17 protein-coding genes are annotated in these 15,633 nt (G+C 63.9%); all 17 read left to right on the top strand.

Annotation, left to right across the window (positions count from 1 at the left end; all coding sequences use genetic code 11):
- The first annotated feature begins 179 nt into the window (after positions 1-179).
- Positions 180-677, top strand: coding sequence for a flagellar basal body-associated FliL family protein (locus tag QMG46_RS21575; RefSeq protein ID WP_281849951.1), 498 nt, complete (start codon positions 180-182; stop codon positions 675-677).
- Positions 678-690: 13 nt separating this feature from the next.
- Positions 691-1,707 (top strand): flagellar motor switch protein FliM, encoded by a 1,017-nt coding sequence (fliM, locus tag QMG46_RS21570; protein WP_281849950.1) that lies wholly within the window; start codon positions 691-693, stop codon positions 1,705-1,707.
- Positions 1,704-2,045, top strand: a complete 342-nt coding sequence (gene fliN / locus QMG46_RS21565; RefSeq protein ID WP_281849949.1) for a flagellar motor switch protein FliN — start codon at positions 1,704-1,706, stop codon at positions 2,043-2,045. Before fliM ends, fliN begins: the two co-directional genes overlap by 4 nt.
- Before the next feature lie 15 nt (positions 2,046-2,060).
- Entirely contained in the window at positions 2,061-2,441 is a 381-nt protein-coding gene (locus QMG46_RS21560; protein ID WP_281849948.1) for a FliO/MopB family protein, read from the top strand.
- On the top strand, positions 2,438-3,184 hold the full coding sequence (gene fliP / locus QMG46_RS21555; protein ID WP_281849947.1) for a flagellar type III secretion system pore protein FliP: 747 nt from the start codon (positions 2,438-2,440) through the stop codon (positions 3,182-3,184). The genes QMG46_RS21560 and fliP overlap by 4 nt, the downstream gene beginning before the upstream one ends.
- A 73-nt stretch (positions 3,185-3,257) precedes the next feature.
- Entirely contained in the window at positions 3,258-3,527 is a 270-nt protein-coding gene (gene fliQ, locus QMG46_RS21550; RefSeq protein WP_281849946.1) for a flagellar biosynthesis protein FliQ, read from the top strand.
- Positions 3,524-4,294 carry a flagellar biosynthetic protein FliR gene (gene fliR, locus QMG46_RS21545; protein ID WP_281849945.1) on the top strand — a complete coding sequence of 257 codons (771 nt, stop codon included), beginning with the start codon at positions 3,524-3,526 and terminating at the stop codon, positions 4,292-4,294. Before fliQ ends, fliR begins: the two co-directional genes overlap by 4 nt.
- Positions 4,295-4,298: 4 nt before the next feature.
- Complete coding sequence (flhB, locus tag QMG46_RS21540) at positions 4,299-5,438, top strand: flagellar biosynthesis protein FlhB (RefSeq protein WP_281849944.1); 1,140 nt, start codon at positions 4,299-4,301, stop codon at positions 5,436-5,438.
- A gap of 14 nt (positions 5,439-5,452) precedes the next feature.
- Positions 5,453-7,543 (top strand): flagellar biosynthesis protein FlhA, encoded by a 2,091-nt coding sequence (flhA, locus tag QMG46_RS21535; protein WP_281849943.1) that lies wholly within the window; start codon positions 5,453-5,455, stop codon positions 7,541-7,543.
- 137 nt (positions 7,544-7,680) lie between these two features.
- The gene (flhF, locus tag QMG46_RS21530; protein ID WP_281849942.1) at positions 7,681-9,108 is read left to right on the top strand and encodes a flagellar biosynthesis GTPase FlhF; all 1,428 of its coding nucleotides are present in this window, start codon (positions 7,681-7,683) and stop codon (positions 9,106-9,108) included.
- Between the two features lie 47 nt (positions 9,109-9,155).
- Positions 9,156-10,088 carry a MinD/ParA family protein gene (locus QMG46_RS21525; protein ID WP_345781780.1) on the top strand — a complete coding sequence of 311 codons (933 nt, stop codon included), beginning with the start codon at positions 9,156-9,158 and terminating at the stop codon, positions 10,086-10,088.
- A complete protein-coding gene (locus QMG46_RS21520; protein WP_281849941.1) occupies positions 10,085-10,861 on the top strand; it encodes an RNA polymerase sigma factor FliA in 777 nt (258 codons plus the stop codon). Before QMG46_RS21525 ends, QMG46_RS21520 begins: the two co-directional genes overlap by 4 nt.
- Before the next feature lie 79 nt (positions 10,862-10,940).
- On the top strand, positions 10,941-11,348 hold the full coding sequence (gene cheY / locus QMG46_RS21515; RefSeq protein WP_281849939.1) for a chemotaxis response regulator CheY: 408 nt from the start codon (positions 10,941-10,943) through the stop codon (positions 11,346-11,348).
- The gene (locus QMG46_RS21510; RefSeq protein WP_281849938.1) at positions 11,345-11,986 is read left to right on the top strand and encodes a protein phosphatase CheZ; all 642 of its coding nucleotides are present in this window, start codon (positions 11,345-11,347) and stop codon (positions 11,984-11,986) included. The genes cheY and QMG46_RS21510 overlap by 4 nt, the downstream gene beginning before the upstream one ends.
- A gap of 14 nt (positions 11,987-12,000) precedes the next feature.
- Positions 12,001-13,872, top strand: a complete 1,872-nt coding sequence (locus QMG46_RS21505; RefSeq protein ID WP_281849937.1) for a chemotaxis protein CheA — start codon at positions 12,001-12,003, stop codon at positions 13,870-13,872.
- A 3-nt stretch (positions 13,873-13,875) separates the two neighbouring features.
- Positions 13,876-14,616, top strand: a complete 741-nt coding sequence (locus QMG46_RS21500) for a flagellar motor protein (protein ID WP_281849936.1) — start codon at positions 13,876-13,878, stop codon at positions 14,614-14,616.
- Positions 14,613-15,632: a flagellar motor protein MotD gene (motD, locus tag QMG46_RS21495; protein WP_281849935.1), complete on the top strand. Its 1,020-nt coding sequence runs from the start codon at positions 14,613-14,615 to the stop codon at positions 15,630-15,632. Before QMG46_RS21500 ends, motD begins: the two co-directional genes overlap by 4 nt.
- The last annotated feature ends 1 nt before the right edge of the window (position 15,633 follow it).

The raw sequence follows: 15,633 nt of genomic DNA, 5'->3' as shown, positions 1-15,633 counted from the left end.
CCCAGGTCCAATTCCCGACGCCGCCGAAAAACCGTCACCACCCTTCGCGTCATCGCCACGCCACGCGTCAATAAATCCCCCCGGTCACTGCAAAACCGCACCAGATAAGCCATTCCCACACATGGCATGGCGCTTGCTAAACCTCAGGTAACAGCATCATTCCTTACTTGAGGTTATTCATGGCCAAGGCCGAAGCCCCCGTCGTCGAAGCACCCAAACCGCCGAGCAACCGCGGTTTGATCATCACCCTGGTGCTGGCGCTAGTGTTGATTTCCTGCGTCTGCGGCTACGCGCTATTCACCCTTCGCGGGCAGAGCGCCCAAGCCGAAGGCGTGGCAACGACATCGAGCAAGAAGACCCCCGAGATATACTTGCCGCTGGAGCCATCGTTTGTCGTCAACTTCAAGGGCGACGAGCAGCAGACCTATCTGCAAGTAGGTGTGACCCTGATGTCGCACGACCCCGCGGCGATCGAAGCGGCCAAGAATGCCGATCCGGTGATTCGTAACGCGCTCGTGCTGCTTTTCAGCAGCCAGACCGGCGCCGATCTCAACGACGTGCAGGGCAAGCAGAAGCTGCAGGCCAAGGCGCTGGACGCCGTGCGCAAGATTCTTAACGATCGCCTCGGCCGTCCCGGCGTCGACGCGCTGTACTTCACCAGCTTTGTGATGCAGTGACGGAGAACGTCCGATGAGCGACCTGCTTTCCCAGGAAGAGATCGACGCGCTGCTCAATGGCGTGGACGGCGGCACGGTAGAGACGGGCGGCGACGAGCCCCCGCCGCCCGGAACCGCGATCGATTACGACTTTACTCAGCAGGATCGTATCGTCCGCGGCCGCCTGCCGACGCTGGAGATGGTCAACGACCGCTTCGCGCGCTTTTTCCGCACCGGTGTGTTCAACGTGCTGCGCAAGGCCTGCGAGGTCTCGGTCAATGGCGTACGCATGCTCAAGTTCAACGAATACGTGCACGGCCTGGCCGTGCCGAGCAATCTGAACCTGGTACGCATCAAGCCGCTGCGCGGTACCGGCCTGATTGTGATCGAGCCGCGCCTGGTGTTTTCTACCATCGACAATTTTTTCGGTGGCGACGGTCGCTATCACGCACGCATCGAAGGTCGCGATTTTACGCCGACCGAGAATCGCGTGATCCAGATCATGTTGAACGAAGTGTTCACTGCGATGAGCGAAGCGTGGGCGCCGGTGCTTGGATTGCAGTTCGAATTCATCAATTCGGAGATCAATCCGCAGTTCGCCAACATCGTCAGCCCGACCGAAACCGTGGTGGTGTCGCGTTTCCATGTGGAGCTCGATGGCGGTGGCGGCGAGATCCATCTGACCATGCCTTATTCGATGGTCGAACCGATCCGCACCTTGCTCGATGCCGGCGTGCAGAGCGATCGCGTCGAACGCGACGACCGCTGGGCCGAAGCACTGCACGAAGAGATCATGGATGCGGAAGTGGAGCTGAGCTCCCTGTTGTTCGAATCGCAGATCAGCATCGGCGATTTTCTCAAGCTGCGCCCGGGCGACGTGATTCCGGTGCAGATGCCTGACATGTCCACGGTGTTTGCCGAGGACGTGCCGATTTTTCGCGGTCGCTACGGCCAATCCAACGGGCGCAATTCGGTGCGCTATCAGGGGCCCGCGGCCCGGCGCAGCGTGCGCCTGGTAACCGATACTTTTACGGAGACGACACCGGTATGACTCACAGCGACGCAACTCCCGCCGAACTCGGCGGCACCAATGATTTCGAAGCGATCAACCGCGTCGTGGGCGAGTCGGACGTCAACCTGGACATGATCCTGGACGTGCCGGTCACGCTGGCGATGGAGGTCGGCCGCACCCGCATCAGCATCCGCAACCTGCTGCAGCTCAATCAGGGCTCGGTGGTGGAGCTGGACCGCGCCGCGGGCGAGCCGCTGGATGTGTTCGTCAACGGCACGCTGGTCGCGCATGGCGAAGTAGTGGTGATCAACGAGAAGTTCGGCATTCGCCTGACCGACGTGATCAGCCCGTCCGAGCGCGTGCGCAAGCTGCGCTGAGTGGTGACTCCGAGCATGTTTATCGCACTTGCAGCCGCAGCCCCGATTGCCGCGGCCTCCGATGTCAACGTAGGCGCCGAGCTGCTGCGCGTCGTGCTCAGCCTCTGCGCCATTATCGCGGTCATCCTGGTCGCCGGCTGGTTTACGCGTCGCATGCAGGGCCGCACGCAGCCGGGCGGTCGCCGTATCCGCTGCCTGGAAGTCTTCTCGGTGGGTGCGCGCGATCGCCTGATGCTTATCGAGGCCGATGGCAAGCGCTTGCTGGTAGGTACCGGTCAGGGTGGCATGCGCACCTTGCACGTGTACGAAGGCGAGGTTGCGCCCGCGACGCTGCCGGCTGCGCCGCAGGTGCCGAATTTCGGCGAGCTGCTCAACCGCTGGAAGCGCAAGGCATGAAGACCTTGAAGTTTCTTTTCGCGCTGGCGCTGATGTTGCTGCCGTTTGCCGTATCCGCCCAGCAGGCCGCCGGTATTCCGGTGCTGACCGTGCAGAACGCGGGTGGCGCGCAGAACTGGACGCTCTCCTTGCAGGTGCTGGCACTGTTGACCGTGCTCACCATGCTCCCCGGCGTGCTGCTGATGATGACCTCGTTCACGCGCATCGTGATCGTGCTTGGCTTCCTGCGCCAGGCCCTGGGCACGCAGGCGACGCCGCCGAACCAGATCATTCTTGGCCTGTCGTTGTTCCTGACCTTGTTCGTGATGTCGCCGGTGCTCAATCACGCTTACGTGGAGGGCGTCAAACCGTATATGGACGGCACCATGCCCGCCGAGCAGGCGTTGCAGGCGACGACATCGCCGTTCAAGCACTTCATGCTCGATCAGACGCGCGACTCGGATCTGCAGTTGTTTACCAAGCTTGCCGGCGAGAAGCCCTATGCCAGCAAGGACGACGTGCCGCTGCGCGTGGCGATGCCCGCATTCATGACCAGCGAACTCAAGACCGCCTTCCAGATGGGCTTCCTGTTGTTCATTCCCTTCCTGATCATCGACCTGGTAGTAGCCAGCGTGCTGATGTCGATGGGCATGATGATGGTCTCCCCAGTAACGATCTCGCTGCCGTTCAAGATCATGTTGTTTGTACTTGTCGACGGCTGGTCTCTATTGATGGGAACGCTGGCGGGGAGCTTCTACACATGACGTGCCGGCATGCTTTTGCTCCCTCTCCCTTGGCTCAGCCGGGGGAGAGGGTTGGGGTGAAGGGGGCTCTCGCATGACCCCCGAATCAGTCATCGAATTCGGCCAGCATGCTCTTTACGTTGCCATGCTAGTTGCCGCCCCCCTGTTGCTTACCGCATTGGCGGTCGGCCTGCTGATCGGCGTGATCCAGGCCGCGACGCAGATCAACGAAATGACCCTGAGCTTCATTCCGAAGCTGATCGCGATGGCATGCGTGGGCCTGATCACCGGCCCGTGGATGTTGCGCACGCTGGTCCAGTTCACGCGGCATGTGATCGAAGGCTTGCCCGGGGCGATGAAGTGACCACCGTGCAACTGGTCCAGCTGCAGGCGTGGCTGGGCGGTTTGCTGTGGGCGTTCGGGCGAGTCAGCGGCATGTGCCTGGTCGCGCCGATTTTCAGTTCGACGATGGTCCCCATGCAGGTGCGTCTGGTTATCGCACTGGTGCTGACCGTGGTATTGGCGCCGATGGCGCCGATGAATATCGACCTGCTCACCGGCGAAGGCCTGGCCAGTATGGTTTCGCAGTTGCTGATCGGCGTGGCGATCGGCTTCGTGCTGCAACTGGCGTTCCAGGCAGTGTCGTTCGGCGCGCAGTTCATTTCGCTGAGCATGAATCTCGGCTTTGCCGAGTCGTTCGATCCGTTGGCTGGTGGCAGCTCTGCGGTGTTAGGGCAGATCTATGGTTTGCTGGTGACGCTGCTGTTCCTGGCGATGGACGGGCATCTGCATTTGATCGCCTTGCTCGCCGACAGCTTTCACACCTTGCCACCGGGCACGGCGACCATCGGCCCGAGTGGCCTGCATGCGGTCGCGCAGTTCGGTACACAGTTCTTTGCTGGTGCGGTACGCGTGGCGCTGCCGGCGATGACGTCGCTGCTGGTGGTCAATATCGGTTTTGCCGCGATCAGCCGCGCTGCGCCGTCGATGAATCTGTTCGCGGTGGGCTTTCCGATCACCGTGTCGCTGGGCTTTATTGCTTTGTGGCTGTCGCTGCGCAGCCTGCCAGGTGCATTTGAGGCGATCCAGGAATCGGCCTGGTCGCTGATGCACGAGTTGGCCGGGGGCTAGCTCGATGGCCGACCAGGAACAGGAAGACCGCACCGAACAACCGTCCGAAAAACGTATTCGCGAAGCGCGCGAAAAGGGCGATCTGCCGCGCTCGCGCGACCTGTCCGGCTCGATGGTGGTGCTGGCGGCGGTAGCGACGCTGATTTCGACCGGCCACGATGCGATGGAGCACGCACGTACGATCTATCGGCTCGGCTTGAGCTATTCGCGCGAAGCCTTGTTTGCCGGTCAGTTGCCCGTGCATGCCTGGTATGGCGCATTGCATGAGGCAGTCGCTATCGTCGCGCCGATTGCCGTGGCGACGCTGCTGGCCGCGCTTGGCGCGCCGACCCTGCTCGGCGGCCTCAATTTCAGTGCAGAAGCCTTGCAACCGAAGTTCGAACGACTCGATCCGATCGCCGGCCTGGGCAAGATCTTCGCGATGCGCGGCCTGGTCGAGCTGGGCAAGTCGTTGCTCAAGTTGCTGATGATCGGTGGTGCTTTGCTGATCCTGATTCACAGCTGGCAGCCAGAGATCATGGAGACCGGCCGTGGCGTGGTGGGTGCCGGTATTGCCCAGTCACTGGGGTTGCTCGGTCGCGCTGGATTGATCTTCGGCGTGATGCTGGGCCTGATCGGCGGTGTCGATGCGATCTGGCAGCGTTTCGATTACACCCGCCGCCAGCGCATGACCAAGCAGGAACTGCGCGATGAACACAAGGAGTCCGACGGCAGCCCGGAGTTGAAAGGGCGTATCCGCCAGGTGCAGCAGCAGATGTCCCGTCGCCGCATGATGCAGGAGTTGCCCAAGGCCGACGTGGTCATCGTCAACCCGACGCACTTTGCCGTCGCCCTGCAATACGACGACGGTCGCATGCGTGCACCCAAGGTCATTGCCAAGGGTGTCGACGTTCTGGCGCAGCAGATCCGCCTTGTTGCGGCCAGTCATCGCATCCCGTTGGTCGAGGCGCCGCCGTTGGCACGCGCCTTGTATGCGACTACCGATATCGGACGGGAAGTGCCTGCTTCCCTGTACGTAGCCGTCGCCCAGGTGCTGGCCTACGTATATCAGGTGAAACAGGCAGTTACACACGGCATGACGCCGCCCGAGCCGCCAAGACCCGAGGTCGATCCGGACCTGATGGGCCCTTATCGCGACAATTGATTGACGGATGACAGATGGCCGCCGTTGGTGCACTCGATACACTGAAGCAAGCAACACGCAGGGGCGCCGGCGCGCCGATCATCATGCTGGCGATGCTGGCGATGATGATGTTGCCGCTGCCGCCCTTCATCCTGGACATGCTCTTCAGCTTCAACATCGCACTGTCGCTGGTGATCCTGCTGGCGGTGATCTACGTGATGCGACCGCTGGAATTCGCCGCGTTTCCCACCGTGGTGCTGATGGCGACCCTGCTGCGCCTGGCGCTGAATATCGCCTCTACCCGCGTGGTGTTGCTGCACGGCCATGACGGCCCCGGCGCCGCCGGCAAGGTGATCGAGGCGTTCGGCGAGTTCGTCATCGGCGGCAATTTCGCCGTCGGTCTGGTGGTGTTCGCGATCCTGACCATCATCAACTTCGTGGTCATCACCAAGGGCGCCACGCGCGTGTCCGAAGTGACCGCGCGTTTTACCCTCGATTCGATGCCCGGCAAGCAGATGGCGATCGACGCCGACCTCAATGCCGGCTTGTTGACGCAGGAACAGGCGCGTGAACGCCGCCAGGAAGTGCGCGAGGAAGCGGACTTCTACGGCTCGATGGACGGTGCCTCGAAGTTCGTTCGCGGCGACGCTACCGCCGGTATCCTGATTCTGTTGATCAATATCGTCGGCGGCTTTTTCGTCGGCGTGATGCAGCACGGCCTTTCGGCCGGCGAAGCGGCACGTACCTATACCTTGCTGACTATCGGTGACGGCCTGGTGGCTCAGGTGCCTTCGCTGATGTTGTCGATCGCCACCGCGATCATCGTGACGCGCGTGTCGCGTTCCGAAGACATGGGCAAGCAGCTGGTCGGCCAGGTCTTCGGCCAACCGCGTGCCCTGGCTGTCGCCGGCGCGGTGCTCTGCGTCATGGGCTTGATTCCCGGCATGCCCAACGTTGCTTTTCTGTTGCTCGGCGGCACCTGCGGCGGCGCGGCGTGGTTGATGATCAAGCGCAAGCACGAAGCCGAAGAGCGTCTCGCCGCGACGCCGGTCGATGCCTTGCCGGCACCGGTGCCTGGCGAAAAGCTGGAGCTGGGCTGGGACGATGTCGCCAGTGTCGATCCGGTCGGCCTGGAGGTCGGTTACCGGCTGATCCCGCTGGTCGACAAGGCGCAGGGCGGCGAGCTGATGGGGCGGATCAAGTCGGTACGCCGCAAGCTGTCGCAGGAGCTGGGTTTCCTGGTGCCGGCGGTGCATATCCGCGACAACCTCGACCTCGGCCCCAACGCGTATCGCGTCACCCTGATGGGCGTGCCGATGGGCGAGGCGGAGGTTTACAACGAGCGCCTGCTGGCGATCAATCCGGGCCGTGTGCACGGCACCCTGCAAGGCATCGCCACGCAGGACCCGGCGTTCGGCCTGGAAGCGGTGTGGATCGAAACCGGGCAGCGCGATCACGCACAGAGCCTGGGTTATACCGTGGTCGACCCGGCCACCGTGATCGCTACGCATCTCTCACACATCCTGCAGGGCCATGCGCACGAGCTGCTCAGCCACCAGGACGTGCAACAGTTGCTGGACCGCCTGGCGGCCAACGCACCGAAGCTGGTCGAGGACCTGGTGCCCAAGCGCCTGTCGCTCGGCGTGGTGGTCAAGGTGCTGCAGAACCTGCTCGCCGAGCGGGTGCCGATCCGCAATATGCGCAGCATCGTCGAATCCTTGGCGGAGCACGCCAGCCAGAGTCAGGATCCCGGCACGCTGACCGCCGCCGTGCGTGTCGCGCTGGGTCGCCAGATCGTTCAGGAGATCGCCGGCCTGGGTACCGAAATTCCCGTCATCACGCTGGCGCCGGAACTGGAGCAGATCCTGCTCGGATCGCTCGGCAACGCCGGTGCGGCGGGCGCCGCGGTCGAACCGGGCCTGGCCGACCGCCTCCAGCAGAGCGTCGCCGAGGCCGCGCGACGCCAGGATCAGAGCGGTGAACCAGCGGTTCTGCTGGTGCCGCCGCAGCTGCGTCCATGGCTCGCGCGCTTCACTCGCCACGTGGCACAGAACCTGCACGTACTGGCTTACAACGAGGTGCCTGACAACCGACGGGTTCGGTTGGTGCAGGCGCTGGGTCGATAACCTCTAGAGCGGAGATGGGAGATGGGTAATGGGGGCGCATGCATGAAACGTATCGAGCAGCTTGCAGGCTCGCGCGGCGCATCGGTTGTCGCGCTCCCGCTACCCATCTCCCACCTCCAAGCGCGGAGCGCGTAAGCATGAAGATCAAACGTTTCGTCGCCTCCGACATGCGCCAGGCGATGCGCGAAGTCCGCGAAGAGCAGGGGCCGGATGCGGTGATTCTGTCGACGCGTCGACTTGATGACGGCATCGAGATCATCGCGGCAGTCGATTACGACGAAGCCCTGGTGCGCGAAGCCGCGCGGCACGGTGCGCCGTTGCCGGGTGCCAGGCCGGAGGCGCCGGTGGTTGCGCCCACGCCGCCGAAGCCCGAGCGCACGCCGTTGCTGACGCGCGCCAAGCAGGCGATCGCAGCCGCTCATGCACCGGCTGCACCGGTGACGCAGCCGGCGGCGACGGCATCCGCACACGCCGAGGTCGACGATGCGCCTCGCGGCCAGCCAGCGTTGCGCGATATCAGCGTGGCGCAGGAACGTGTTGCGCGTCCCGAGCCGCAGCAGTCCTATGAAACTGTCGCACAAGCGCAGCCCACACCGCGCGTCGAGCCGGCACCGATTCAATCCATGCTCGAACGCGCCGCGCAGGACAGCGCCCGGATGCGTGCCGAACTGGGCGACTTGCGTTCGATGCTCGAAACGCAGCTGTCGAGTCTGGCCTGGAACGATATGGAGCGCCGCCATCCGCTGCGCGCGCGCATCCTGCGCGATCTGACCCGGCTCGGTATCGAAGCCGATGTCGCGCGCAAGTTGATCGATGAACTCCCCGATCAGATCAGTGCCGAACAGGCGCGCTACCTGCCGTTGGGCGTACTGAGCCGCAGCCTTGCGGTGAGTGGCCGCGATCTGGCGGCGACCGGTGGCGTGATCGCACTGGTCGGCCCGACCGGCGTCGGCAAGACCACCACCATCGCCAAACTGGCTGCGCGCGCCGTCCTGCGTCATGGCGCCGGCCAGGTCGCACTGATCAGTACCGACAACTATCGCATCGGTGCCGCCGCGCAACTCGAACACTACGGTCGCCTGCTCGGCGTGCGCGTATTCCCCGCGCATGACGCGGTCAGCCTGCGCCAGGTACTTACTTCATTGCGCGGTCGCCAGGCCGTGCTGGTCGACACCGCCGGTGTGGCGGGTAACGATCCGCGTCTGCAGCAGCAGATGGAGCTGCTGCACGACGTAGGCGACGTGCGCGTGTGCGTGGCGATGGCCGCCAACACGCAGGCACAGGCTCTGGACGCCACCATTCGCGCCTACCTGCCGCTGAAGCCGCAGGCATGCATTCTGACCAAGCTGGACGAGACACCGAATCTTGGTGGCGCCTTGTCCACGCTGATCCGTCATCACCTGCCGCTCGACTACGTGACCGACGGTCAGCGCGTGCCTGAAGACATTGCCGCCGCCGATGCGCGCGCACTGGTCTGCCGTGCCGCGCAGGCGCTGAAATCCAGCGGCACTACCGAAGACACCACCATGGCCGATCGTTTCGGCCTCAGCCTGGCGAGCGCTTGAACCCCATGGGAACCTTAGCGATGAATCAGGCGTGGGGATTGCGGCAGATGTTTCCTGCCCTTGCGGCACTGCGTGCGCGCGACGCGCACGCCAGCGAACATCTGCGTGGAGATCAGGCGATGGGTTTGAGTTCGACAGTGCCGCGGCCGCGCACTCGCGCGATCACGATTGCCGGCGGCAAGGGCGGCGTGGGCAAATCCACCGTCGCGGTGAATCTGGGCATGGCGCTGTCGATGGCTGGGCACGAGACCATGCTGCTCGACGCGGACATGGGCCTGGCCAATGTCGACGTGCTGCTCGGCCTGACGCCGTCGCGGCATATCGGTCACCTGCTCGACGGCAGCTGCACGCTGGACGAGCTGGCGGTGACTGCGCCGCATGGCCTGAAGATCATTCCGGCCGGTTCGGGCGCGCGGCGCCTGGCCCAGCTGAGCAATGGCGAGCATGCGGCGGTGATCCGCGCCTTCGACGAACTGGTGCGCCCGCCCCAATACCTGCTGGTCGATACCGCCGCGGGCGTCTCCGACAGCGTGGCCATGTTCGCGGCCGCGGCCGACGACGTCATCCTGGTGGTCTGTGACGAGCCGGCCTCGCTGACCGATGCCTACGCCCTGATCAAGGTGCTCAGCCGCGACTTCGGGGTACGCCGCTACCGCGTGGTGGCCAATATGGTGCGCCATGCCGGCGAGGCTAAGCACTTGTATGAAAAGCTTTCTCGGGTCAGCGACCGGTTCCTCGACGTCGCGCTCGACTTCATGGGGATGATCCCGCACGACGAGTACCTGCGCCGGGCGATCCGGCGCCAGTGCGCGGTGGTCGATGCCGCCCCGGGCAGCCGGTCGGCACAGGGATTCAAGCAATTGGCAGGTGCGGTCGATACATGGGGTGAACCCGAGTACCCCAACCACGACCGGATTGCCTTCTTTGGTGGTCAGGCGGCGTTGGAGCCAAGCCTGGCAGGGGATGGGTGGGCGAGATGAGCGTGGCTTCCGAATATCTGCAACTGCAACGCGAGAGCACCGAAGACATGGTGCGTCAGCACGCGCCTCTGGTGCGGCGTATCGCCTATCACCTGATGGGGCGTTTGCCGTCGAGCGTGGACGTGGACGATCTGGTGCAGGCGGGCATGATCGGCCTGCTCGAGGCCGCACGTAATTACGCCACCGATCGCTCGGCCAGCTTCGAGACCTATGCCGGCATCCGCATCCGCGGCGCCATGCTCGACGAGTTGCGCAAGACCGACTGGACGCCGCGCTCGGTACATCGCAAGTTGCGCGAAGTCACCGAAGTGGTGCGTCAGATCGAAAACGAAACCGGCGCTGATGCCATCGATGCCGAGGTGATCCGGCGCATGGGCATCACCGCGCAGGAGTACCACCAGATTCTCGCCGACGCGACCAGCGCGCGTCTGCTCAGCCTCACCGCGCCGGATGACGACGAAGGCGGCGCTGCGCTGGACGTGGTCGATCAGGATGGCCTGGAGCCGCAGGATCGCGTCGAACAGGAAGGCATGCGCGAGGCCCTGATCGACTCGATCTCCGGCCTGCCCGAACGCGAGCAGCTGGTGATGTCGCTGTACTACGAACAGGAATTGAACCTGAAAGAAATCGGCGCCGTGCTCGGCGTTACTGAATCGCGCGTGTGCCAGATCCACGGCCAGGCGCTGGTGCGGTTACGGGCACGGATGTCCGGTTGGCGCGATGGCGCCGGAAATGGGGAACGGGGAGCGGGGAGGGTCGAGCGCCGCCGCTGACCTCCAGCTATCCGCAACCTTCTTTTCCGTTCCCTGTTCCTTATTCCCCGTTCCCAACCTACAAGCCGGAGCCCTCCCGTTGGACAAGAACATGAAAATCCTGGTGGTCGACGACTTTTCCACCATGCGGCGCATCGTGCGCAACCTGCTGGTCGAGCTGGGTTTCTCCAACCCGCTGATCCAGGAGGCCGAAGATGGCAATAACGCCATGACGATGCTGCGCGAGATGCCGTTCGACCTGGTCGTGACCGACTGGAACATGCCCAACATGACCGGCATCGACCTGTTGCGCGCGATCCGCGCCGAGCCCTCGTTGAAGGGCATGCCGGTGCTGATGGTGACGGCGGAAAACAACCGCGACCAGATCATCGCCGCCGCGCAGGCTGGCGTGAACGGCTACATCGTCAAGCCGTTCACCGCGGCCACGCTGAAAGAAAAACTCGACAAAATCTTCGAGCGGCTCGCCGCGCAAGGAGCCACCGCATGAGCACCTCTTCGTTGCTACTTTCCGAGACCGCCTTGCCGACCGAGCTGCAGCAGCTGCTCAACAGTGCCGACCGCGCCGATTTCGAACTGGCGCTCGATGCGCTGGCACGCCAGCGTGAACAGCATCTGTTCCGCGCCTTGGGCCTGCTGGCGCGCGACCTGCACGAAGCGGTACGCCGCCTCGGCAGCGACCTGGCATTGGAAGGCGTACCCGATAGCGTCGCCGATGCGCGCAAGAACCTGCTCGATGTACTGGAAATGAGTTCGCAGGCCGCGCATCGCAGCCTCGATTTCGCCGAACGCATGCGTCCGCAGGCCGAAGCGCTGGAAGCCAACGCGATCGAAATCCTCGCGTGGAGCGACGAGAACGAAGCCGGTGCCGTGCTGGCGCGTCAGGCGCGTGAATTTGCCGCCGCGAGTCGCGATGGTCTGAACGACATGGTGCTAGCGCAGTCCTGGCAGGATCTTTCCGGTCAGCGCATCAAGAAGGTCGCGCATTTTATCGGTAGCGTGGAATCGTCCCTGCTGGAACTGGTTCGCCTCACCGGTGCATTGGCTGGTGGCGAAGCGCCTGCTGCAGCGGCCAAGGTCAACAGCCAGGACGAGGCTGATCGTCTGCTTAGCGAATTCGGTTTCTAAAGGAACTCAAGCGGATGTCTTCACCCTTGGACGATGAGCTGCGCGATGACTTCCTGGTCGAAGCCAGGGAGTTGCTGCAACGCTTGAGCGAACAGCTGGTTGAGCTGGAAGCGTCGCCGCGCGATGCCGAACTGCTCAATGCGGTCTTTCGCGCGTTTCACACCGTCAAGGGCGGCGCCGGCTTCCTGGCTATCGACCCGATGGTGCAGTTGTGCCATCAGGCCGAGGATCTGCTCAACGAAGCGCGCAACGGCGTAGTGGTGCTCGACTCGGCGCAGATGGATGCCTTGCTCGAAGCGCTCGATCTGCTCAACGTGCAGATGGATGCGATGAGCTCAGGCGACACCTTGCCGGCGCCGGCTGCCAGCCTGTTGCGTCGCCTGCAAAGCGGCGTAGCGCATGCGCCCGCACCCGCGCCGGTTGCAGCGCCGATGCCCGCACTGACGGAAGAAGGCGGCGCGATCGACGACAGCGAGTTCGAGGCGTTGCTGGATAGTTTGTACGGCCGCAATGGTGCACCGGGGGCGCCTGCGCCCGCGCCCGCCGCATCGACCGCAATCAGCGACGATGAATTCGAGGCACTGCTCGACAGCCTGCATGGCAAGGGCGCGGCACCCACGGCAGTGGCACCGCCTCCGGTGGCTGTTGCAGCACCGCCGGTCGCTGAGCCCACACCGAAATCGCCTGCGCGTGCTCCGGTACAGGCCGAGCAAACCGTGCGTGTCGATACCGGTCGTCTCGACGATCTGGTCAATCGCGCCGGCGAACTCGTGCTGGTACGTAACCGCCTGCTGAGCCTTGCCTCGCGCAGCGGCGACGAAACTCTGGAAGTGGCGGCGGGCGATCTCGATCGTGTCGCCGATGATTTGCAAGGCGCGGTACTGGGCATGCGCATGCAGCCGGTAGGGCGCCTGTTTCAACGCTTCCCACGCATCGTGCGCGATCTCGCGCGTCAGCTCGGCAAAGAGATCGAGCTGGTGACCGAGGGCGAAGACACCGATCTCGATCGTGGCCTGGTCGAAGCACTCGCCGATCCGCTCGTGCATTTGTTGCGTAATGCGGTCGATCACGGCCTGGAAATGCCAGAGGATCGCGAACGCGCCGGCAAGCCGCGCAAGGGGCGTGTGCGGCTTTCGGCCAGCCAGCGTGGCGAGCGGATCGTCATCATCGTTTCCGACGACGGCCGCGGTATGAATCCGCAGGTGTTGCGGACCAAGGCGGTGGAGAAGGGCGTTATCGACGAAGATCAGGCCGCGCGCCTGAGCGAAGTCGAATCGCTGGAATTGATCTTCCGCCCCGGCTTCAGCACGGCAGCGACGGTTTCGGACATCTCCGGCCGCGGCGTCGGCATGGACGTGGTGAAGACACGCATCATCGAGCTCGGCGGCACCTTGCAGGTGCGCTCCAAGCTCGGCCAGGGCAGTGAGCTGGAACTGGCCGTGCCGCTGACGCTGGCGATCCAGCGCGTGCTGATGGTCGGCGTGGGTGACCGTCTGTTTGCGCTGCCGTTGAGCAACGTCAGTGAAGTATTCGAACTTTCCGCAGGCCAGGATCAATGGCTGGATGGGCGTCGTGTCGCCGCACATCGCGGCCGTGCGTTGCCGTTGGGCGATCTGTCCGCATGGGCACGTGCGCACGGCGCTGCGCCGCCACGCCAGGTCGTGGTGGTGCACATCGGTCATCAACGCATCGGCTGCCTGGTGCACGCGGTGATCGGTCGCGAAGACGTCATGGTCAAACCGCTTGGTCCCTTGTTCGCCGACACGCCCGGTATTGCCGGTGCGACCGTGACCGGCGACGGACGGCTGGCACTGGTGCTCGATCTGGCCGGTCTGGCCGACGAGGGCGGCGCACTGCTTTCAACCGCTTTGAAGGAAACGGCTTAAGTCATGGATCTGGTCAGCATCATCGGAACCATCCTCGCCTTCGCGGTGATCGCGATCGGTACGATCCTCAAGGGATCGACGCTCGAGGCACTGTGGAATCCGGCTGCTTTCGTGATCGTATTCCTCGGCACCATCGCCGCCTTGCTGGTGCAGACGCCAGGCAAGGTGCTCAAGCGCGCCGGTGGCATGCTGCCCATGGTCTACAAGCCGCCGCGTCATCAACCGGCCGATCTGATCAGTCGCATCGTCGGCTGGAGCGAGCTGTCGCGTCGCCAGGGGCTGCTGGGTCTTGAGCCGCAGATCAACGCCGAGCAGGACAGCTTTGTGCGCAAGGGCCTGCAGTTGCTGGTCGATGGCAGCGAACCCGAAGCGATTCGCGGCGTGCTGGAAGTCGAGCTGGGCACGCGCGAACAGATCGACCTGGATGCCAGCAAGGTGTTCGAAAACGCGGGGACGTATTCGCCGACGCTCGGCATCATCGGCGCGGTGATGGGCCTGATGGCGGTGATGCAGAACCTGGCCGACCCGAGCAAGCTCGGCCATGGCATTGCCGCCGCGTTCGTTGCCACCATCTATGGCATCGGCCTGGCCAACCTGCTGATGCTGCCGATGGCGGCGCGTCTGAAAGGGCTGGTGCACAAGCAAAGCGAAATGCGCGAGATCGTGATCGAAGGCCTGGTATCGATCGCGCAGGGTGATAACCCACGCCAGATCGAAAGCAAGTTGCAGGGTTATCTGCAATGAGACGCCGTCGTCACGAAGAGCACGTCAATCACGAACGCTGGGCGATTCCGTACGGCGACCTGATTACGTTGCTGCTTGCGTTCTTCGTGGTCATGTATGCCATGTCCGCGGTAAACGAGGGCAAGTACCGCGTGCTGTCTCAGTCGATCATCGAAGCCTTCAACGGCAACAGCAAGCGACTGGAAGCGACCCCGAGCCGCACGCCGTCCGTACTGGCGCCGGTGCCCGATGCCGGTGCATCGTCGACGGCCACATCGTCGGCACGCCGTATCGAACTGCCGCTGCGTCGTCAGCCCACACCCGGAAAGGGCGAACAGCCGACCGTGCAGCGCACCGGCGGAGCGCAACAGCACAACCTCGAACAGATTCAGGGCGAGGTGCAGCACGCGCTGCAGCCGTTGATCGACAAGAGCCTGATCACCATGCGTCGCACGGAGAGCTATCTCGAGATCGAGATACGCACCGATATCCTGTTTCCCAGCGGCGTGGCCAAGCTTTCGAGTTCCGCCGATGATGTACTGAGCCGGATCGGCGCGATCCTCTCGCCGTTCCCCAATCCGCTGCGCGTCGAGGGCTATACCGACGACAAGCCGATCAACACGGCCTTGTATCCGTCCAACTGGGAGCTGTCCGCGGCACGCGCAGCGAGCGTGGCGCGCCTGTTCGCCGACAAGGGCGTCGATCCCGGCCGCCTGGGAATCATCGGCTGGGGCCAGTTTCGCCCGGCCGCCGATAACACTAGCGAAGAAGGCCGCAACCGCAATCGTCGTGTACTGGTCGTCGTATTGAGCGACGGCAACGCACCGAGTCGGTTCTACAGCGATGCGGACCACCCGATCGCCGATGCACCGTCTTCGCCGAAGCCGGCCGATTCCACGACGCCGGCGGCCGCACCCGCCACATTGCCTGCGTTGCCGAGCCTGATCACGGTGAACCCTGGCCAGGACACAGCACCTGCCCCGGCCGCCGCGACGATCAGTGCGCTGCAAACGCCGGAGCTGGAGAACAAAGGATAAG

The organism is Dyella sp. GSA-30, assembly GCF_027924605.1.
Classification (GTDB): Bacteria; Pseudomonadota; Gammaproteobacteria; order Xanthomonadales; family Rhodanobacteraceae; genus GSA-30.
Note: the sequence above shows the minus strand (reverse complement) of the source record. Positions and strands in the feature narration are given on the sequence as shown.